18 protein-coding genes and 1 pseudogene are annotated in these 18,794 nt (G+C 75.6%); 8 read left to right on the top strand and 11 right to left on the bottom strand.

The window, feature by feature from the left end:
• Window positions 1-279, bottom strand: a 279-nt coding sequence (locus ABD323_RS31905) for a DAK2 domain-containing protein (RefSeq protein WP_344445525.1), incomplete at its 3' end; no start/stop codon positions are given.
• Between the two features lie 73 nt (window positions 280-352).
• Window positions 353-1,348, bottom strand: a complete 996-nt coding sequence (dhaK, locus tag ABD323_RS31900; RefSeq protein WP_344445524.1) for a dihydroxyacetone kinase subunit DhaK — start codon at window positions 1,346-1,348, stop codon at window positions 353-355.
• Between the two features lie 170 nt (window positions 1,349-1,518).
• Between dhaK and dhaM the strand changes: the two genes are divergently transcribed.
• Window positions 1,519-1,911, top strand: a complete 393-nt coding sequence (dhaM, locus tag ABD323_RS31895; protein ID WP_344445523.1) for a dihydroxyacetone kinase phosphoryl donor subunit DhaM — start codon at window positions 1,519-1,521, stop codon at window positions 1,909-1,911.
• 38 nt (window positions 1,912-1,949) lie between these two features.
• Here the strand turns inward: dhaM and ABD323_RS31890 are convergent, their stop codons facing one another.
• Together ABD323_RS31890 and ABD323_RS31885 are read right to left on the bottom strand one after the other, a co-directional pair.
• Window positions 1,950-3,677: a bifunctional 3'-5' exonuclease/DNA polymerase gene (locus ABD323_RS31890; protein WP_344445522.1), complete on the bottom strand. Its 1,728-nt coding sequence runs from the start codon at window positions 3,675-3,677 to the stop codon at window positions 1,950-1,952.
• Window positions 3,678-3,773: 96 nt separating this feature from the next.
• Window positions 3,774-4,448 carry a TetR/AcrR family transcriptional regulator C-terminal domain-containing protein gene (locus tag ABD323_RS31885; protein ID WP_344445521.1) on the bottom strand — a complete coding sequence of 225 codons (675 nt, stop codon included), beginning with the start codon at window positions 4,446-4,448 and terminating at the stop codon, window positions 3,774-3,776.
• A gap of 181 nt (window positions 4,449-4,629) precedes the next feature.
• Between ABD323_RS31885 and ABD323_RS31880 the strand changes: the two genes are divergently transcribed.
• Entirely contained in the window at window positions 4,630-6,657 is a 2,028-nt protein-coding gene (locus tag ABD323_RS31880) for a M3 family metallopeptidase (RefSeq protein ID WP_344445520.1), read from the top strand.
• A gap of 138 nt (window positions 6,658-6,795) precedes the next feature.
• On the opposite strand, the gene ABD323_RS31875 is transcribed toward ABD323_RS31880, so the two are convergent.
• A complete protein-coding gene (locus tag ABD323_RS31875; RefSeq protein WP_344445519.1) occupies window positions 6,796-7,500 on the bottom strand; it encodes a G1 family glutamic endopeptidase in 705 nt (234 codons plus the stop codon).
• 275 nt (window positions 7,501-7,775) lie between these two features.
• Here ABD323_RS31875 and ABD323_RS31870 point away from each other — a divergent pair, with 275 nt between their 5' ends.
• Entirely contained in the window at window positions 7,776-8,747 is a 972-nt protein-coding gene (locus ABD323_RS31870) for a LuxR C-terminal-related transcriptional regulator (protein WP_344445518.1), read from the top strand.
• A 44-nt stretch (window positions 8,748-8,791) separates the two neighbouring features.
• On the opposite strand, the gene ABD323_RS31865 is transcribed toward ABD323_RS31870, so the two are convergent.
• Window positions 8,792-10,297: a glycoside hydrolase family 5 protein gene (locus ABD323_RS31865; protein ID WP_344445517.1), complete on the bottom strand. Its 1,506-nt coding sequence runs from the start codon at window positions 10,295-10,297 to the stop codon at window positions 8,792-8,794.
• A 267-nt stretch (window positions 10,298-10,564) separates the two neighbouring features.
• Window positions 10,565-11,161, bottom strand: a pseudogene (locus ABD323_RS31860) (TetR family transcriptional regulator); the annotation flags it as partial.
• 129 nt (window positions 11,162-11,290) lie between these two features.
• On the opposite strand from ABD323_RS31860, the gene ABD323_RS31855 reads away from it, so the two are divergent.
• On the top strand, window positions 11,291-12,541 hold the full coding sequence (locus ABD323_RS31855) for an acyl-CoA dehydrogenase family protein (protein WP_344445516.1): 1,251 nt from the start codon (window positions 11,291-11,293) through the stop codon (window positions 12,539-12,541).
• Window positions 12,542-12,586: 45 nt separating this feature from the next.
• On the opposite strand, the gene ABD323_RS31850 is transcribed toward ABD323_RS31855, so the two are convergent.
• Both ABD323_RS31850 and ABD323_RS31845 read right to left on the bottom strand, forming a co-directional pair.
• Window positions 12,587-12,781, bottom strand: a complete 195-nt coding sequence (locus ABD323_RS31850) for a DUF1918 domain-containing protein (RefSeq protein ID WP_344445515.1) — start codon at window positions 12,779-12,781, stop codon at window positions 12,587-12,589.
• A gap of 128 nt (window positions 12,782-12,909) precedes the next feature.
• Window positions 12,910-13,812, bottom strand: coding sequence for an enoyl-CoA hydratase/isomerase family protein (locus ABD323_RS31845; RefSeq protein WP_344445514.1), 903 nt, complete (start codon window positions 13,810-13,812; stop codon window positions 12,910-12,912).
• Window positions 13,813-13,916: 104 nt separating this feature from the next.
• Between ABD323_RS31845 and ABD323_RS31840 the strand changes: the two genes are divergently transcribed.
• The 3 genes from ABD323_RS31840 (at window position 13,917) to ABD323_RS31830 (ending at window position 16,299) form a co-directional block, all read left to right on the top strand.
• Window positions 13,917-14,468 (top strand): NUDIX domain-containing protein, encoded by a 552-nt coding sequence (locus ABD323_RS31840; RefSeq protein WP_344445513.1) that lies wholly within the window; start codon window positions 13,917-13,919, stop codon window positions 14,466-14,468.
• Between the two features lie 156 nt (window positions 14,469-14,624).
• Complete coding sequence (locus ABD323_RS31835) at window positions 14,625-15,353, top strand: hypothetical protein (RefSeq protein WP_344445512.1); 729 nt, start codon at window positions 14,625-14,627, stop codon at window positions 15,351-15,353.
• Between the two features lie 109 nt (window positions 15,354-15,462).
• Entirely contained in the window at window positions 15,463-16,299 is an 837-nt protein-coding gene (locus ABD323_RS31830) for a 4'-phosphopantetheinyl transferase family protein (RefSeq protein ID WP_344445511.1), read from the top strand.
• On the opposite strand, the gene ABD323_RS31825 is transcribed toward ABD323_RS31830, so the two are convergent.
• Together ABD323_RS31825 and ABD323_RS31820 are read right to left on the bottom strand one after the other, a co-directional pair.
• Window positions 16,271-16,831 carry an HAD domain-containing protein gene (locus ABD323_RS31825; protein WP_344445526.1) on the bottom strand — a complete coding sequence of 187 codons (561 nt, stop codon included), beginning with the start codon at window positions 16,829-16,831 and terminating at the stop codon, window positions 16,271-16,273. The genes ABD323_RS31830 and ABD323_RS31825 overlap by 29 nt on opposite strands.
• Window positions 16,832-16,920: 89 nt before the next feature.
• Entirely contained in the window at window positions 16,921-18,180 is a 1,260-nt protein-coding gene (locus ABD323_RS31820) for a glycosyltransferase (protein ID WP_344445510.1), read from the bottom strand.
• A gap of 351 nt (window positions 18,181-18,531) precedes the next feature.
• Here ABD323_RS31820 and ABD323_RS31815 point away from each other — a divergent pair.
• Window positions 18,532-18,794 (top strand): hypothetical protein (locus tag ABD323_RS31815; protein ID WP_425556227.1); only part of this gene is annotated, 263 nt, incomplete at its 3' end.

The raw sequence follows: 18,794 nt of genomic DNA, 5'->3' as shown, positions 1-18,794 counted from the left end.
GGCCCGCAGCGCACTGCCGTAGAGCGGGCCGCTGGCGCCGCCGACGGAGGTGATCAGCGTGTTGCCGGCCTGGCTGAGCGCGGCGGCGCCGGAGCTGTCGGGCGGCAGCTGCGCCAGCGCGGCGCCGACGGCGGCGAAGCCGCGGCGCAGGTTGCTGCCGTGGTCGCCGTCGCCGATCGCGGTGTCCAGCTCGGTGAGCTCCTCGTGGTGCCGCTCGACCGCGTCGGCTGCGGCGCGCAGCCAGCGCAGGGTGAAGGCGAGGTCGACGTCGGACTGCATGCGGGGTCTCCTCCACGGGGCTCGCGGGGCGTGCGGTGGGGCTGCGGGCCCCCGGTTCTCGGGGCCGGTGTGTTCAGGGGCGGCGCAGGACGGGGGTGTCCGCCGGGGCGTCCCAGAGCTCCAGCAGCTCGGGGTCGGCCCGGGTCAGGGTGAGCGAGAAGCCCGCCATGTCCAGGCTGGTCACGTAGTTGCCGACCAGGCTGCGGGCGATCGTGATGCCGTGCTCGGCCAGCCGGGCGGCCACCGCGCCGAAGACGACGTACAGCTCCATCAGCGGGGTCGCCCCCAGGCCGTTGACCAGCGCGATCGCCTGGTCGCCGGCGCGCAGCGGGTGCTCGGCCAGCACGGTGTCCACCACCTCGGCGGCCAGCTCGCGGGCCGGGCGCAGCGCCTCGCGGCGGCGGCCCGGCTCGCCGTGGATGCCGACGCCCGCCTCGATCCGGTCGGCCGGCAGGTCGAAGCCGGGCCGGCCGACGGCCGGCACGGTGGCGGCGCTCAGCGCGATCGCGAAGGAGCGGGAGGCGGCGTTGGCGCGCTCGCCGACCGAGGCGACCTCGACCGCGCTCGCGCCGCGCTCGGCCAGCGCGCCGGCCACCTTCTCGACCACCACGGTGGCGCCGGTGCCGCGCCGACCGGCGGTGAAGGTGGAGTCCTCGACCGCGACGTCGTCGTTCACCAGCACGGTGCGGACCTGGTGGCCCTGCTCGGCGGCCAGCTCGGCCGCGAGCTGGAAGTTGAGCACGTCCCCGGTGTAGTTCTTCACCACCAGGACGACGCCCGCGCCGCTGTCGGTGGCCCGGATCGCGGCGAGCACCTGGTCGGGCACCGGGGAGGTGAACACCTCGCCCGGGCAGGCCGCGTCCAGCATGCCGGGGCCCACGAAGCCGGCATGCAGCGGCTCGTGCCCGGAGCCGCCGCCGGAGATCAGGGCCACCTTGCCGGGGCGCGAGCCGGCCGCCCGCAGGATCAGCCGGTGCTCGGTGTCCACCGCCAACTCGGGGTGGGCGGCGGCGATTCCGGCGAGCAGGTCGGCGAGCACGGTGGCGGGGTCGTTGATGAGCTTCTTCACGCGGCGTCTCCCCTGGGGGCGGTCGGACGGGCCGATGCCGAACCTACGCCACCGGGGCACGGGGACTCCTCGTTTCTGCCGGGGCTGGCGTGGCGGCGCGGGTCCGGCGGCGCGGGTCCGGCGTGGCGGCGCGGTCGTGGGCGAGGGCGGTCGTGGTTAGGCTCGGAGTCATGAGGGCCTCGGTGGGGATCGTGCTGGTGTCGCACAGCCCGCTGCTCGGCGCGGGGCTGCGCGAGCTGGTGGAGCAACTGGGCGGCGGGGGCGTGGCGGTGGCGGTCGCCGCGGGGAGCGCGGACGGCGGCATCGGCACCGGCTACGAGCTGATCGAGCGGGCCGTGCGGGAGGTGGACGGCGGCGCGGGCGTCGTGCTGCTGCCGGACCTGGGCAGCTCGGTGCTGACCGCGCGGACGGTGCTGGCGGACCTGGCGCGCGCGGACGTCGTGCTGGTGGACGCCCCGTTCGTGGAGGGCGCGGTGGCCGCGGTGGTCACCGCCTCGACCGGGGCCGCGCTGGCGGAGGTCTGCCGCAGTGCGCAGGAGGCCTGGCAGAGCCGGAAGTTCTGAGCGGCCGGCCGGTGGCCGGTCGGCCGCTCGCCGGTGGCTCACTTGGCGTCGGCGTAGCTCTCCACCACGGCGGTGCTCATCGGGAACCGCACCGGGGTGTCGCCGAAGACCAGCCGGCGGGCCTCCTCGGCGGACTCGGCCACCGCGGCGGCCACCTGGTCGGCCAGGTTGGCGGGGGTGTGCACCACGACCTCGTCGTGCTGGAAGAAGACCAGGTGCGGACGGTCGGCGGGGGCGGCCGGCAGGGCGAGCAGCCGCCGTCGCAGCGCGGCCAGCAGGGCCAGCGCCCAGTCGGCGGCGCTGGCCTGGATCACGAAGTTGCGGGTGAAGCGGCCGCGGGCGCGCATCGAGCGGCCGCCCGGTTCGGCGGGGTCCGTGCCCGCGGCGGCGGCGCCCTCGGCGAGGTCCAGCCAGGCGTCCTGGGGCGGCGGGCAGGGCCGGCCCAGCCGGGAGTGCACGATCCCGCCCTCCTCGCCGACCCGGGCGGCGGCCTCGACGTAGCCCATCGCGGTGGGGTAGCGCTGGCGCAGGGTGGCCAGCAGCGGGCCGATGTCGCCGCTGGTCTGGCCGTACATCGCGCCGAGCAGGCCGAGCTTGGCCTTGTCCCGGTCGCCCTGGAAGGCGGTGGCGGCCAGCGCCTCGTAGAGGTCGCCGCCGGCCGCCGTGCGGGCCAGCCCGGTGTCGCCGGAGAGAGCGGCCAGCACCCGGGGCTCCAACTGGGCGGCGTCGGCGACCACCAGCAGCCAGCCCGGGTCGGCGACCACGGCGCGGCGCAGGATCCGGGGGATCTGCAGCGCGCCGCCGCCGCGGCTGGCCCAGCGCCCGGAGACCACGCCGCCGACCACGTACTCGGGGCGGAAGCGGCCGCCGCGGGCCCAGGCGTCCTGCCAGGCCCAGCCGTGGGCGGCGTGGATCCGGGCCAGCTCCTTGTAGCGGATCATCAGCTCGCCGGCCGGGTGGTCCAGCTCCTTCAGCTCCCAGCTGCGGGTGGTGGTGAGCCGGATGCCCTGCTCGGCGAAGGCACGCAGCACCTGGGTGGGTGAGTCGGGGTTGAACGGCTTGCCGCCGAGCGCCTGCTGGAGGCGGACGGCGGCCTCGGCGAGGCGGGCGGGCTGGGTGCCCGGGATGTGCGGGCGCGGGCCGAGCAACTCGGTGAGCAGGGCGTCGTGCACCTCGGCGCGCCAGGGCAGGCCGTCGTGGGGTGCCTCGGTGGCGGCCAGCGCGCCGGCCGACTCGGCGGCCGCCAGCAACCGCGGCCGGGCCCGGGCGCCGTGGGCCTCGGGGACCGCGGCCAGCCGCCGCTGCTGCTCGGCGTGCACGGCCAGCACGGCGGTCAGCGGGTCGGTGTCGGGGGGCAGTTGCAGCCGGTCGGGGGCGAAGAGGGTGTCCTGCTCGGCGCCGCCGCCCTCCGGCAGGTCGGCGGGGACCGGCAGGCCGCGCAGCCGGGCCCAGGCCGCACCGAGCGAGCGGGGGTGGCCGAAGCGGCCCTCGTGGGCCAGCAGCAGGGCCTCCACCAGGCGCAGGTCGTGGCAGCGGCCGAGCCTCTGCGGCAGCCGGGGGAGCAGCGGTGCGTAGCCGGACTCGGCGGCGGCCCAGACCCAGCGCGGGTGTTCGGCGGCCTCCAGGTCGGCGACCGCGGCGGCCAGGTCGGTGGCGGGCAGCGGGGCGCCGAGCGGCGTGCCGTCCTCGGTGAGGCGCTGCAGGCGGCCACCGCGGCCCTGCGGGTGGGGGACCAGGGCGACCCGGGCGGCGGTGGTCGGCGCCATGGCGGTCTCCTTGCGCTGCGCCGGCCGTGCGGGAGGGGTGGTCGGCTGTCGGTGTCGGTGTTTGTCGGTGTGTGCCGTGGGTGTCGGTTGTGGGTGTCAGGGCGACGGTAGCTCCTCGCTCCGACAGTGCCCGGTCAGGCCGTCGAGCAGCGCGTCCAGCAGCAGGGCGAAGCGGGCCTGGTGGTCCTCGGGGGTGCCCAGGCCCGCTGCGGCGGCGGCGCCGAGTACCGGCAGGCCGGTCAGGTCGGGGGCGGGCCCGGCGCTCTCCTCGGGGTGAACCGGGGTGCTCGCGGCCTCCGCCAGGCAGTGGCCGGTGACGGTGGTGGCCACCGCGTTGACCAGGCGCAGCGCGAGCAGCGGGGTGAAGCCGGCCCGGACCAGCCTCTGCGCGGTCTCCTCCACCACGGCGAGCGCCGCCGCCGAGTGCACCGGGCGGGTGGCCACCAGCGGGATCACCGCGGGGTGGCGCAGCAGTTCGGCCCGGAGCGCGGTGGCGAAGGCGCGCAGCCCCTCCTGCCAGCCGGGGGGCGGTCCGCTCGGCTCCCCGGGGCGCACGGCGGAGACCACCAGTTCGACCAGACCGTCCAGCAGCGCGGCCTTGTTGGGCAGGTAGTGGTAGAGGGTCATCGCCTCCACGCCGAGGGCGGACCCCAGCCGGCGCATCGAGAGCCTCTCGACGCCCTCCCGGTCCACCAGCTCCAGCGCGGCCGCCAGCACCTTGGGCCGGGTCAGCCCCGCCCGGGTCGTACTCCTCGTCCGCGTGCCCGCCACGGTCCGCTCCACTCGCCGATCTTCTTACGCCGTAAGGCAAGGGTAGCCCGGGGCGGCCGGCGCCCGGCCCGCCGGACCGGCGCACGCTTCCCGTCGGCGCCGCAGGGGGCGGCGCGGGGCCGTGCGGGGGAGTGCGAGAGCATCTCGTGCGGAGCGGCTGACGGCGCGTAGGGTCTGCGGGATGACGGACAATCCCTTCCTTGCTCCGAGCCCGCTGCCCTACCAGCTCCCGCCCTTCGCCGAGATCCGCGAAGAGCACTACCGACCGGCCCTCGACCAGGGCATGGCCGAACAGCTGGCCGAGATCGCACGGATCACCGCCGACCCCGCTCCGGCGGACTTCGAGAACACCCTGGTCGCCCTGGAGCGCAGCGGCACCCTGCTCGCGCGGGTCCTGGCGGTCTTCGACAACCAGACGTCCGCCGTCACCAACGAGGCCGTCCAGGCACTGGACGCCGAGTTCCGGCCCAGGCTGGCCGCCCACAGCGACGCGATCCACCTGGACCGCGCGCTCTTCGCGCGAATCGACGCGGTGCACGCCCGGCGCGCCGAACTCGACCTGGACGCCGAGTCGCTGCGCCTGCTGGAGCGCCACCACACCCGCTTCGTCCGGGCCGGCGCCCGGCTCTCGCAGGCCGAGCAGCAGCGCCTGCGCGAGCTGAACGCGCGGATCGCGGCGGCCTCCACCGAGTTCCAGGAGAACGCGTTCAAGGCCAACGCGGCCGCCGCGCTGGTGCTGCAGGACGAGGCGGAGCTGGCCGGGCTGTCGCCGGACGCGGTGGAGGCCGCCGCGCAGAACGCCCGGGAGCTGGGCCATCCGGGCGGCTACGTGCTGAGCCTGCAGAACTTCTCCATCCAGCCGGCCCTCGCGGTGCTGACCGACCGTCAGGTGCGCAAGCGGCTGCTGGACGCCTCGCTGAACCGCGGCGCGCAGCGCGGCGGCGAGCTGGCCGCCGAGCTGTCCGCGCTGCGCGCCGAGCGGGCCGCGATCTTCGGCTACCCGAACCACGCCGCCTACGTGGTGGCCGACGAGACGGCCGGCACGGTGGAGGCGGTGGACGGCCTGCTGGGCCGGCTGGTGGCGCCCGCGGTGGCCAACGCCGAGCGCGAGCTGGCCCGGCTGGTCGCGGCCGCCGAGGCCGACGGCGTCGGCGACTTCGGCCCGCACGACCTGGCGTACTACCAGGAGCAGGTCCGCAAGGCCGAGTACGACCTGGACACCGCCGAGCTGCGCCCGTACTTCGAGCTCGAACGGGTGCTGCACGACGGGGTCTTCCACGCCGCGGGCCTGGTCTACGGGCTGAGCTTCACCGAGCGCCCCGACCTGGTCGGCTACCACCCCGACACCCGGGTCTTCGAGGTCTTCGAGGAGGACGGCAGCCCGCTGGGCCTCTTCCTGGGCGACTTCTTCGCACGCTCCTCCAAGCGCGGTGGCGCCTGGATGGACGAGATGGTCCCGCAGTGCGGGCTCTTCGAGCGCCGGCCGGTGATCTACAACAACCTCAACATCGCCAAGCCGGCGCCCGGCGAGCCGGTGCTGCTCAGCCTGGACGAGGTCCGCACCCTCTTCCACGAGTTCGGGCACGCGCTGCACGGGCTCTTCTCGGACGTCCGCTACCCCTCGCTGGCGGGCACCCAGGTGCCGCGCGACTTCGTCGAGTTCCCCTCGCAGGTCAACGAGATGTGGGCGACCTGGCCCGAGGTGCGCGCGAACTACGCCCGCCACCACCAGAGCGGCGAGCCGCTGCCGGCCGAGCTGGTGGAGCGGCTCGCGCGCGCGGAGAACTTCGGCCAGGGCTGCAGGACGGTGGAGTACCTGGCCGCGGCCCTGCTGGACTGGGCCTGGCACACCGTGCCGGCCGGCCGCCGGATCGAGGACGCGCAGGCCTTCGAGGCGGCGGCGCTCAAGGAGGCGGGGCTGGCCCTGGAGGCGGTGCCGCCGCGCTACCGGACCGGCTACTTCAGTCACGTCTTCGCCAGCGACTACAGCGCCGGCTACTACGCCTACATCTGGTCCGAGGTGCTGGACGCCGACACCGTGGAGTGGTTCCGCGGCAACGGGCTCACCGTGCGTGCCGGCGGCGAGATCTTCCGGCGCGAACTGCTCTCGCGCGGTGGCAGCGTGCCGGCGCTGGAGACCTTCCGCGCGGTGGTCGGGCGCGATCCCGACACCGCTCCGCTGCTGGCCCGGCGCGGGCTGGGCGGCTGAGGCGGGGCGGCGGGCGAGCAGGCGGGCGGGCGCCGGGCGGCGGATGCCGTCACGCCGCCCGGCCGCTGGTGCGCCGGTGCGTCGCGGGGGGTCGCTCCGCGGCGCACCGGGCGTGCCGGGTCCCCAGGACCGGTCGGGTCAGCCGGGGATGATGGAGAACGAACCGTTCTGCAGGGCGGTCTCGGTGTACGGGCCGCTGTCGATGGCCTGCGGGTAGTAGGCGTCGAAGATCTGGCCGTTCACCACGATGTCGGAGAAGTTGAGGCTGCTGAAGCTCGGGTAGCTCTGGCTCGGCGACTCGATCACCGCCTCCGCGCTGACGTTGCGCGCGTTGAGCGACTTCTGGGTGCTCTGGGTCCAGCCCTTGGTGACGTCGGTCAGCTTGAGCGCGTAGGTGCCGCGACCGTTGGTGGTCACGCTCGCGGTGAAGACGTCGCCGGCGCTGACCGGGTTGCTGAAGTAGACCGGCGGGGCCGGGTACATCTCGTACCAGCCGGAGTAGACCGGACGGCCGCTGGCGCAGCTCGCCTCGACACCGGTCTGCTCGACCGTCTGCGAACCGTAGCCGTCGATGCCGATCCACGGGGCGAACAGGTCGTTGCGGCTGTTGCAGTGCACCGTCGGCATCGTCCAACCGCCGGTGATGCTGGTGAAGTTGCGGCCCTGGGAGACGTATCCGCCCCAGACGCCGCTGCCACTGTAGGCGTGGCCGCCGTTGCCGTAGTGGGCCGGACCGAAGGAGGGGGCCGCGGTGGCGGCCGGGGCGGCCAGCGCGACGCCGGACAGGCCGAGCAGCGCGGCGAGCGCGGCCCGGGCGGCCTTGGCGGGACGGGGACGGGTCATGGTGGGGGACTCCTCGAACGGCGTGGTGGGGGGGGGTCGGGATCGCCGGCGCTCCGCCGGGTGGGGCCGAGCGGAGGTGCCGGGCGATGCGGCTCAGCGTGCGGCCCGACGGTGACCTGCAGGAAGGTGGTGGGCGGAGCCGGAATGCGACATGGCGGAAACATGTCAGTGGATCAAAGTCTTGATTTCCGTCCGGGGATGGACCACAGTCGGCTCACACGAGCCGACCGGCCAGCAGAGACCGCGCGGCTGTCGGGATCTCCTGGGGGTGGCCGGTGCAGGAGCAGTGGGCCGGACGGTTCGCGGGTCTCGGCCTGACGGCGGACCAGGAACTGCTCTACCTGCACCTGTTGACCACCGCCGGACTCGGCGTACCGCAACTCGCCGCCTCGCTGGGCCTGGGCGCCGACCGGGTGGCGACCGCGCTGACCACACTGGTCGACCTCGGACTGGTGGAGCGTCCCAACTGCCAGGCCGGCACGGTGTGGAGGGCGGCCTCCCCGGACGTGGCACTGGAAGAGCTTCTGCTGCGCCGCGAGTTGGAGTTGCGCCGCACCCGGGGCCGGATCAACGAGCTGCTGCGCACCTACCGCCGGTCCCACAGTGACTCGGAGGCCGGCGAGTTGGTCGAGATCGTCACCGGACGGGACTCGATCGCCGAGCTGTGGCGCAGCCTGCAGCTCAGCGTGCGCGCCGAGTTGCGGGTGCTGGACAAGCCGCCCTACGTTCGGCGGGCCGATCCGGAGACCGAACTCGCCGCGCTCGCCCGGGGGGTGCGGATGAGCGTGGTCTACGAGAGCCGGGTGCTGCGCGACCCGGAACGGCTGGCCGAGATCCATCTCTTCACCGCTGCCGGTGAGCAGGCCCGGGTGCTGCCCGAACTGCCGCTCAAGCTGGCGCTGGTGGACGACCGCTGGGCGCTGCTGCCGGTCAGCTCCGGCACCGAGCTGCAGAGCGTGCTGCTGGTCCGGCCGTCCTCGCTGCTGGACGCGCTCACCGGCCTCTTCGAGCTCTACTGGTCGCGGGCGATGCTGATGCCCGCACCGGACTCCGCCGAGCTGCCGCAGGACCGGCACCGCCAGCTGCTGGCGCTGCTGGCGGCGGGCCTCACCGACGAGAGCATCGCGCGGCAGATGGGGGTGTCCACCCGCACCGTGCAGCGCTGGGTGCGGGAGTTGATGGACCGCTTCGGGGCGCGCACCCGGTTCCAGGCGGGGATCCAGGCCGCCCGGGCCGACCTGCTCTGAGCGGCCGTGCGCGGCCGTGCGCGGCGCGTGAGGGTGGCCGCCGGTCAGCCGGCCGGTGGCGGGGTGACGGTCACCGTGACGTCGGTGCCGGGGCGGGTGCCGGGCAGCAGCAGGCGCAGCCGGCCGGGCACCGAGCGGTCGACGACCGGGTGCGCGGCGCCGGCCACGGTGAGGCGGGAGCCGGGCGGCGCCGCGATCTCGCTCCAGCCGGCCGTCCGCTCGCCGGCGCGGCCGGTGCTGAACTCCAGGGTGTAGTGCCCGTCCTGCCAGGACTCCCGGCGGGGCAGCCCGGCCAGCGCGACCGGGTACGGCGCGAAGGCCGGCCCGTCGCCCGGCGCCGGTCGCCCGTCGGGGCCCAACACGCAGTAGCCGCCCGCCCCCTGGCACCAGTACCACTGGGTCCAGCCGCTCGCGAAGCCCGCCATGGCGGCCACCTGCCGGCGGACCAGCTCGGTGTTGCCCGGTCGGCCCGCGTCCGGCGGACCCCACTCGCCGACCAGCACCGGCAGGTGGTGCGCACGCGGGTAGGCGGTGATCGCTGTGGTGTAGTTCGCCACGAAGCCGTCGGCCGGGTCCCAGTCGGCGCCGTTCTCCACGGCCGTGTCGTAGAAGTGCGGCGCGTAGCCGATCCGGGCCGGGCCCGGGCGTGGGTCGGCGAAGCCCGGCAGCTGGGTGGGGACCCCCTGGCCGACCAGCACGGTGGGCTCCACGAAGAGCCAACTGCGCCGGTCCACCGAGCGCACGGCGCGGATCAGCCGCTGGTACATCCCCGCCAGCCGGCCCTGCTCCAGCGCGGCCGAGGAGGCCGCCAGCACGGCGGGGTCGCTCGGGTCGCCGTCGACGGGGCCGAACGGCTCGTTGAACAGGTCGTAGCCCAGCAGCGAGCGGTGGCCGCGCAGCGCGGTGGCGAGGTGGGTGTAGAAGTCGGCCTGCCAGCGGCGCAGATCGGCGTCGTCGTAGAGGTGGCGGAAGGCGGTCTGCACCGCGGGTTGGAAGTAGCCGGCGAACCAGTCGTTCGGGTCCGGGACGAACGGCAGCCCCTCGTCGCGGGTGGCCCAGCGCGGGATGCCGCGGTCACCGCCGCCGAACTGCGGCCCGTAGACGTCCTGGTGGAAGTCGACGAGGGCGAGCAGGTGGTAACGGTCGGCCCAGCCGAGGACCTGCTGGAGACGGGCGAGTTCGGCGGCGTCGTACCGGTCGCGGGCCGGCTCCAGCCGGTTCCAGGAGATCGCCACCCGCACCAGGGTGAAGCCGTGCGCGGCGATCGAGCGGACGTCGGCCTCGGTGGTCTCGTCGTACTTGTCGATGTTGACGCCGCGCAGTTGCAGCGTGCGCCCGTCCGGGTCGGTGAGGAGCGTGCGCCCGTCCGGGGCGGTGCTGGTGCCGGTGGGGAAGTCGATTCGGGCGACGTCCGGGGCCGCCACCGGATCGGGTGCGGCCCCGGCGGCGGGGGCGCCGGCCAGCGACAGCGCCGTCGCCAGCAGCAGCGCGCCGACGGTGCGCAGGGCGGCGGTGCGTCGGGGGGTGGTGGCGGTTCGGCGGACGCGCACGGGCACCTCGCACGGGGCAGGGCGGAGCCGGACCGGGCGCCCGGCGGGAGGGGTGAGCGCCGATGCTCCCGGAAGGCGCCGCCGGGCGCAAGAGGGGCTACTCGCCGGTCACTACGGCGACTTGGGGCCGGCGGGAGCCCGCAGGCCGGCCGGCCCGGCCTCGTTCGAGATGGCGGTGGGCGGGGTGGTGGCCTGGTCGTCGGCGGACTCGACGGACTCGACGGGCCCGCCCGGCTCGCTGGCCGCCACGGCCGCCGCGCTCGGCAGCGGGGCGGCGGGCAGCGGGGCGGCCGCGGCCAGCCGCCCCCAGAGCAGGTCGGCCAGTGCCTGCACCATCCGGGCGCGCGGGCACGGCTTCGCCTCCAGCCACCAGTCGCCGGCGGCCAGCACCATGCCGGTGATCGCCCGCCCCCAGGCCTCGGAGAGCAGCGGCGCGTCGGGCCCGAGGTCGACCTGTGCGGTCACCGCCCGGGTGATCTCCTCGGCGATCTGCCGCAGTGCGGGTGCGAGCGCGCTGCCGACCCCGTGCGGATCGCCGCTCTCGGGGTGGGTGAGCAACTGGTAGATCTGCGGCCGCGCCTCGATGCCCGCCAGGTAGGTGTCCAGCACGTGCTCGACCCGCTCGCGGCGCTCCAGCGGCTCGGCCAGCGCGGCCCGCACCGCCGAGAGCAGACCTGCGGTGTGACGGTCCGTCAGGGCCTGGAACAGTCCGCCGCGGTCGCCGAAGTGCCGGTACAGGATGGGCTTGGTGATGCCCGCCTCGGCGGCGATGGCGTTCATGCTCGCCCCCGGCCCGTCGCGGCGGACCACCCGGTCGGCGGCGTTGAGCAACTGCTCCCTGCGCGGTTCCTCCAGGGCGGTCACCCGACCCCTCCGTCTCCTCGTGCTGCGCTCGTTGACATCCGTTACCTATCAGTAGCAGACTCCGTCGATGTTACCGCCGGTAACACCCGAGCGGCGCACCCTTGATCGGCTTCACCCCTGGAGGCACCCATGAGCCCCTTCTCGCTGGCACTGGGCGAGGACCAGCTCGCCGTTCGCGACTGGCTGCACGGCTTCGCGGCCGACGTGATGCGCCCGGCCGCCGCCGAGTGGGACGAGCGCGAGGAGACCCCCTGGCCGATCATCCAGGAGGCCGCCAAGATCGGGATCTACTCGCTGGACTTCTACGCCCAGCAGTACTTCGACCCCTCCGGCGTCGGCATCCCGGTCGCCATGGAGGAGCTCTTCTGGGGCGACGCGGGCCTGGGTCTGGCGATCGTCGGCACCACGCTGGCCGCCGTCGCGGTGCTGGCCAACGGCACCGACGAGCAGATCGGCACCTGGGCCCCGCAGATGTTCGGCACCCCCGACGACGTCAAGGTGGCCGCGTTCTGCTCCTCCGAGCCGGACGCCGGCTCGGACGTCTCCGCGCTGCGCACCCGGGCCGTCTACGACCAGGCCAAGGACGAGTGGGTGCTCAACGGCACCAAGACCTGGGCCACCAACGGCGGGATCGCCGCCGTGCACGTGGTGGTCGCCACCGTCGACCCGGCGCTGGGCGCGCGGGGCCAGGCCTCGTTCGTGGTGCCGCCGGGCACGCCCGGGCTCGCGCAGGGCCAGAAGTTCAAGAAGCACGGCATCCGCGCCTCGCACACCGCCGAGGTGGTCCTGGACGACGTTCGGGTGCCCGGGCACTGCCTGCTCGGCGGGAAGGAGAAGCTCGACGAGCGGCTCGCCCGGGCACGCGAGCGGGCCGCCGGCGGCACCGCCGCAGCGGGCCGTTCGGGTGGCGCCGGCGGCAGGAACGCGGCGATGGCCACCTTCGAGGCCTCCCGCCCGGCCGTCGGCGCACAGGCCATCGGCATCGCGCGGGCCGCCTACGAGGTCGCGCTCGACTACGCCAGGACCCGGGTGCAGTTCGGCCGCCCGATCATCGACAACCAGGGCGTCGCCTTCACCCTGGCCGACATGCGCACCCGGATCGACGCCGCGCGCCTGCTGGTCTGGCGGGCCTCCTGGATGGCCGCCAACCAGCAGCCGTTCACCGCCGCCGAAGGGTCGATGTCCAAGCTCTACGCGGGCGAGACCGCCAAGTGGGTGACGTCGCAGGCGATGCAGCTGCTCGGCGGCAACGGCTACACCCGGGAGTACCCCGTGGAGCGGATGCACCGCGACAGCGCGATCTACACCATCTTCGAGGGGACCAGCGAGATCCAGCGGCTGGTCATCGCCCGGACCATCTCCGGGATGCCGATCCGCTGACGGCCGTCGGCTTCGGCTGACGGCCGGGGCGGCGGGCGGGGCGGGTCAGGCGGTGCCGTCCTTCGGGTGCTCGACCATCCCGTCCGGGCCCGGGAAGACCAGGCTCTGCGTGCCGTCCTCGAACTTCACCAGGTAGGGCGGCCCGCCGTCCGTACCGTGCACCTCGACGATCTCGCCGACGCGGTCCTTGATGCCGACCGCGCGGCTGTGGATGTGCAGGGTGTCGCCGATCTCTGCCATCGCGAACTCCTCACTCGGGTGGGACTGCTCCTGAGGGCATCACACCAGAGCCCGGCCGGGCGCACGCCCCGCGTTACTCCGTCCGGCCGGGCGGGGCCGGCCGGGGCGGTGCGCCCTGGGTGGCGCGCTCAGAAGCGGGGCTCGCGGCGCTCCAGGAAGGCGGCCAGCCCCTCCCTGACGTCCGGGGCCTGCCGGGAGCGCCGCTCCCACGGGGCGAGCGCGGCCCGGGCGGCCGGCAGGTCGGCGGCCGCCAGCGCCGCCTTGGCCGCGCCGATGGTCTGCGGCGAGCGCCGGGCCAGCAGCCGGGCGAACTCCAGCGCCCGGACGTCCAGCCGATCCGCCGGGTGCACCTCGTCCAGCAGGCCGAACAGCTCGGCCCGCCGGGCGTCCACCAACTCGCCGGAGAAGAGCAGGTACTTGGCCCGGGCCGGGCCCACCAGCTCGGCCAGCCGGGTGGTCGGTACCGCCGGGTAGACCACACCGAGCTTGGCGGGCGTGATCCCGAGCCGGGCGTCCTCGGCGCCGAACCGCAGGTCGCAGGCGGCCGCCAGCTGGCACCCGCCGCCCACGCAGGACCCGTGCACCACGGCGACGGTCGGGTGCGGGAAGTGCGCCAGGGCCTGCTCCGCCTCGACGTTCTGCGCGTGGTAGGCGTCCGCGCGCTCCGAGTCGCCGTAGACGTCGGCGAGTTCGGCGATGTCGGCGCCCGCGCTGAAGGTGCCCGCCGCGCCGGTCACCAGCAGGGCGCGCACCCCCGCGTGCGCCGCCAGCTCGGCCAGGACCGCCGGCAGCGCGCGCCACATCGCGAGCGTGACGGCGTTGCGGCGCTCGGGACGGTCGAGCAGCAGCACCGCCACGCCGTCGCCCGCGACCGGTCCCTCGGTGGTCGCCGCGGTGCTGGTTGCGGTGTCCGCCGGGGCGGCGGGCACGAAGGCGCGCAGGCCGGCTGCCAGCGTGGGCAGTTCGACGCGGTCCGCGCAGAGCGGCGGGGTCGGTGCGACCAGCTCGGTCGCCGGGGTCTGGTCCGTCATGGCGGACACTCTCGCAGGTCGGCCCGGCCGGGGCCGCCCCGGGCTCCCCGCGCCGTGGTTGAATTCCCGGGAAGCCGACCACCCCTCACGTGCAGGAGTCGACCATGGGCCAGGAACAGGGCGAGGCAGCCGACCGGGCCCGGGAGGGCGAGCAGGGTCAGGAGGGCGAGCGGGCGGACCTGTTGCCGCGTGACCGCTGGCTGGCCTCGCTGCCCCGCTCGTACACCGCCGCCGGCAACCTGCTGACGGACGAGGCCGGCCGCGTCCTGGTGCTCAAGCCCAACTACCGCCCCGGCTGGCAGTTCGCCGGTGGCACCGTCGACCTCGGCGAGGACGCCCGCGAGTGCGCCCGGCGCGAGCTGCTGGAGGAGACCGGCCTGGTCATGGAGCCCGGCCGGCTGCTGGTGGTCTCCTGGACCCACCCCTCGGAGCAACTCGACCACCCCGCCGTGCACTTCATCTTCGACGCCGGCACCATCGCGGCCGACACCCCGATCGCCCTGCAGGAGAGCGAGATCGAGGAGTACCGCTGGGCGGCCCCCGAGGAGGCCTACCGGCTGCTCGGACCCGCCCGGGAGCCGCGCCTGCGAGCGGCCCTGGCGGCGCGCGTGGACGGCGAGGTCCGGATCATGGGGACCACGATCAGCGGCATCTGACGCCCGGTCGGCCGCTCGCCCGTGCCGTGGCGGAGACCCCCTGTCCGGAGCCCCGGGTGGGGGAGCATCATGATCGTCGACGTCGCGGCCACGGGGGCCAGGGCGGTGGGGGCGTGGCCGGCAGGTCATGACCCCCGGAGTCGGCAGGGGGCGGTCATGACGAGTCGGGCGCAGCGCAGAAGGCGGCCGCAGCCCGGTCGCCGTGCGGCGCCGCAGGTGCCGCAGGTGGACCGGCGCGAGGCGAAGCTGTTGGTGAAGGCGGGGCCGACCGGGGTGCCCCCGGAGCTGAGCGTGCGGCGCGTCCGGTGGCTGCACCGGCTGCTGGCGCTGCTGGTGGGAGCCGGGGTAGCGGTTCCCGTGGTGCTGGAACGGTGTGGGGTCCTCCGCTCCGGCGCGCCGGCGATCGCCGGCGGTGTCGCGCTGCTGGTGGCCTTGGAGATGCCGTTGCTGCACAGCGGTTCGCGGATCGTGCGGCACGGCCCCGACGGGCAGTTGGTGAGCGCGCGGACCGCGACCGGCGTCCGAACCGTCGACCTCACCGCGCTGGCGCGGATCCGCCGCTATCGGAGTCCGGGAAGGCCCGGTTGGGACGACGAACTCTGGCTCACCGACCGCCACGGGGTTCACCTGCTGAGCGACGACCGCCGGCTCGTCGCGGACCTCGCCGCCCGTTTCGGGGCGGCCGACGCCGCAGCGGACGGTGGGCGGGTGCGGATCTCCCGGCACGCCGCGCACCGGCTGGGGCTGGCCACGCCCAGCCGGCGGTACCGCTTTGTCCGGGCCTGCGTCGACCTGGCGCTGCCTCTCCAGGTGCCGATGGCGGCAGGCCTGACCGTCGGGTACGCCGGCTGGCTGTTCGGGGCCCTGTGGGTGGCCCTCGGCTGACCGGGCGGCCGCGGACAGGCCCTAGGGTGGGAGCGTCCGAGCCGGCGTTGCTGCGCGCACGACCGGGGCGGGCGAACAGCGGACGACACCCAGGGGAAGCAGGGCGGGGATGGCCGAGTCGGCAGCGGTGGAATCGTGGGGCAGTGCGGCCGGGGGCGGATCGCCGGAAGTGGTCGAGGTCGAGGTCTGGCGGGTCGCCGTGACGCCCGGCAACGTCGTCGCGGCCCAGGAGGCGCGGTCCGTCCTGGACGAGGCCGAGATCCAGCGGGCCGATCGCTTCCACCGGGCCGAGGACCGCGCGCTCTACCAGGTCGCGCACGTGGCGCTGCGCCGCCTGCTCGGGCAGCGGCTGGGCCTGCCGGCCGACGCGCTGCCCTTCCGCCGGGCGGCCTGCCCCGGCTGCGGCCAGTTGCACGGCCGACCGGAGGTGGCGAGCGCCCACCCGCTGGAGTTCTCACTCTCGCACGCGGACGGCCTGGCCGTCATCGCCCTGGCCCGCCATCCGATCGGGGCGGACGTCGAGCGCCGCGCCGCCTTCGAGAAGCAGGCCGGTGCGGACGTGGCGGGGCAGTTCCACCCCGCCGAGCGGGCCGAACTCGCGGAGGTCGCACGGCTGGCGCCGGAGCGCTGGACGGCGGCCGCGCTGCGCTGCTGGGTCCGCAAGGAGGCCTACCTGAAGGGGACCGGCATGGGCCTGGGAGCCGGCCTGGACCTCGACTACGTGGGCCTGGGGCCGGGCTATCCGACGCCGGAGGCGGTGGACGAGGCGTCCGCGGCGGGGGCTCCGGGGGCGGCGGCCGGCGCGGTGGGACCGCTCGGCTGGGCGCTGCGGGCGGTGGCCGTGCCCCCGGAGTACGACGCCGCCATCGCCCTGCGGCTGCCCCCGGGGGCGACCCAAGAGGCGGTCCGCGTCACCGTCAACGACCTGGATCTCGCGCGGGGTTGACCTCGGTCGGGTCGGACTCCCGGTGGCCGGGGCGGGCCCGGTGCCAGCGGCTGGGGCGTGGGGGTCGGGCCAGGAGGCGGTCGACGTGGTGGCGTTCGAGGCCCTGGTGGCTGTCGACGGGCAGCAGGAGCCGGTCGCTGCGGACCAGGGAGTTGCGGACCAGCCGGGGCGGGATGACGTCGTCGATCCAGGCGAACGGGCGACCGTCCGCATAGCGCAGCAGCGGCGCCCACTTGGCCCCCGAGAGCAGTTCCATCAGCCGCACCCGCGGGTCGCCCGGCTGCCGTCGGTACCCGCGGAAGCGGACCACCGGCAGGGGCGGCAGGCCGAGCAGCGGGGCGAGGTGGGTGTTGGCGTCCTCCTCCCAGGTGGTGGCCCAGCAGAGTTCGTACGGTCCGGCCAGCTCGCGCAGCCAGTCGCCGTGCCGCCGGGAGAGCAGGACCCGGAAGCCCAGCAGGTCGTGGGCCTCGAACTCCGTTGCCGGGTGCGGGTCGAGGGGGTTGAGCACCCCGTCGACGTCGAGGAGGAGCAGGGGCTTCAGCGGGGGTCTCCCTCGGCGGACGGACGTGGTGTCCCTCGAGACGCCGGCCGCCCGGCGGTGGTTCCCGCGGGGCGGCCGGGTCAGGAGATCCGGGCGGAGTTGGCGGCCGGTTCGGCGATCACCGTCGGGCGCTCGCGTCGCGCGGGCCGCGGCGGGTGGCCGGCTGCCGTCCGGAGCTCCTCGCGCCGGCGGAGGGCCAGTTCGGTCACCACGGCGGCCGCCTGCCGGTGCTCGGGCAGCGGCGGCAGGTGGACCCGGCCGCGGGCCGCCTGGCGGGCGATGGCCTGGGCCAGCCGCGCCGGGTCGCGCGGCCAGGGGGCCAGCCCGGCCGCGGCCAGCGTTGCGGCGTTCGCGCGGCCGTGCCCGGAGAGCACCTCGTAGCTGACCGCCGGCAGGCCCGCGACCATCGCCTCGGTCAGCGAGAGACCGCCCGCGTTGTGGACCAGCACGTCGGCGGCGGCCATCAGCGCCGGCACGTCGGTGCGCCAGCCCAGTGCCACCACGCCGGACAACGCGCTGATCCGGCGCCGCAGTTGTTCGTTGCGGCCGCAGAGCACGACGGGCACGGTGCCCGGCACCGTCCGGAGCGCGCGGACTCCGGCCAGCACGTCGCCGAGCCCCATCGACCCCGTCGTCAGCAGCGCCATCCGCTGGTCCGCCGGCACCCCGAGCTCGGCCCGCAGCGCCCGGCGGGCGGCCGGGTCGACCGGCGCGGCGAAGGCGGCGGGTGCCAGCGGCCCGGCCGCGGACATCGGCACCCGGTAGCGCGCGCTGCCCTCGGTGGCCGTCGCCTGCGTGACCGTCAGGTGGACGTCGACCAGGGGGTGCACCCAGAGCCGGTGCGGCGCTGGGTCCGTGAGGTAGCAGACCACGGGCGCGGTCAGGGCGCCGCTCTCCTTGAGCATGCCCAGGCTCTGGGCCGCGAACGGGAAGGTGGTGACCACGACGTCGTACCGCTCGCCACCGGTCCACCGGGCCAACTCGCGGGAGGCGAGCCGGCACAGGTACAGGGTGAGCGAGCGCACCACCGAGTCGCGCTCCTCGTTGCGGAAGAGCCAGTCGAACACGCGCGGGGCCCGTCCGGCGCTGAACGCGTAGCCGTCCCGCAGCAGTCGCTGGTAGCGCCGGGGGAGGGCGTCCAGGTAGTCGCGGTAGGTGGCCTCGACGCCGCGGGCGCTCAGCCGCTCGACCAGCTCGCGGGCGGCGCCGTTGTGGCCGGCGCCGACACTGCCGGTGATCACGAGGGCGCGCAGTGGGCGGGTCGCGGTGTCGGTGCTGGGGGTGCCGGTGCTGCTGGGGGTGCTGGTGTGGTCGGGGGAGGGGGACTGGAGAACCCGCATGGATCGTTCCGCTCGGCGAGGGGAGGGAGGGGAAAAAGGGCAGGGGAGGGCAGCGAGGGGCTGGGGGGAGTCGTGGGACACGGTTCGGGAGGGACCGGCGCGGGGACGGCGCCGGCGCCTCGCGCCTTGGCCCGTACCGTAGGAGAGCCCGAGGGTGGTCCGCGCCGAGTCCGGTGAGCGGCAGGCGGCGGCTCGGTGAACTTCGCGCCGAGGGGCGGTCACTTTCGCCCCGGCGCCTGCGCCGCTGTCCGGGATCCGGTGACTACGGTTTCCGTTATCGGTCGCCGCCCTGGCGGTCTCCTGGGGGACCGACGCGGACCGACGCGCCGGCAGGGGACCGAAGGCGGATCCATGAGCAGTGAGTTCGAGACCGTGGTGTTCGACGCGCCGGCCGCGCTGGCCGCGCTGGCCGGCTCGCTCGCGGCCTCGGCCGGCTCGCGGCACGGCCGGGGGCACGGCCGACGCCGTGCGCGGGCCGACCGGCGGTCGCGCCGGACGGCGGCGATGGTCGCAGCGGTGGCGGCGGTCGCCGTCGTGGGCGGGGCCCTGGGCGCCCTGCTGCCGGCGGGCGGCTCCGCGTCGGCCTCGCACGTCACCGGGCTCTCCGCGCAGGA

The sequence above is a fragment of the Kitasatospora nipponensis genome (genome assembly GCF_039528135.1).
GTDB classification, from domain to species: Bacteria; Actinomycetota; Actinomycetes; order Streptomycetales; family Streptomycetaceae; genus Kitasatospora; species Kitasatospora nipponensis.
Note: the sequence above shows the minus strand (reverse complement) of the source record. Positions and strands in the feature narration are given on the sequence as shown.

What these genes read in the sequence shown, in the direction of transcription:
- dhaM (WP_344445523.1), top strand. Translation starts at nt 1,519, where the DNA reads ATGAGGGCCTCGGTGGGGATCGTGCTGGTGTCGCACAGCCCGCTGCTC.
- ABD323_RS31890 (WP_344445522.1), bottom strand. Translation starts at nt 3,677, where the DNA reads ATGGCGCCGACCACCGCCGCCCGGGTCGCCCTGGTCCCCCACCCGCAG.
- ABD323_RS31880 (WP_344445520.1), top strand. Translation starts at nt 4,630, where the DNA reads ATGACGGACAATCCCTTCCTTGCTCCGAGCCCGCTGCCCTACCAGCTC.
- ABD323_RS31875 (WP_344445519.1), bottom strand. Translation starts at nt 7,500, where the DNA reads ATGACCCGTCCCCGTCCCGCCAAGGCCGCCCGGGCCGCGCTCGCCGCG.
- ABD323_RS31855 (WP_344445516.1), top strand. Translation starts at nt 11,291, where the DNA reads ATGAGCCCCTTCTCGCTGGCACTGGGCGAGGACCAGCTCGCCGTTCGC.
- ABD323_RS31850 (WP_344445515.1), bottom strand. Translation starts at nt 12,781, where the DNA reads ATGGCAGAGATCGGCGACACCCTGCACATCCACAGCCGCGCGGTCGGC.
- ABD323_RS31845 (WP_344445514.1), bottom strand. Translation starts at nt 13,812, where the DNA reads ATGACGGACCAGACCCCGGCGACCGAGCTGGTCGCACCGACCCCGCCG.
- ABD323_RS31840 (WP_344445513.1), top strand. Translation starts at nt 13,917, where the DNA reads ATGGGCCAGGAACAGGGCGAGGCAGCCGACCGGGCCCGGGAGGGCGAG.
- ABD323_RS31835 (WP_344445512.1), top strand. Translation starts at nt 14,625, where the DNA reads ATGACGAGTCGGGCGCAGCGCAGAAGGCGGCCGCAGCCCGGTCGCCGT.
- ABD323_RS31830 (WP_344445511.1), top strand. Translation starts at nt 15,463, where the DNA reads ATGGCCGAGTCGGCAGCGGTGGAATCGTGGGGCAGTGCGGCCGGGGGC.
- ABD323_RS31820 (WP_344445510.1), bottom strand. Translation starts at nt 18,180, where the DNA reads ATGCGGGTTCTCCAGTCCCCCTCCCCCGACCACACCAGCACCCCCAGC.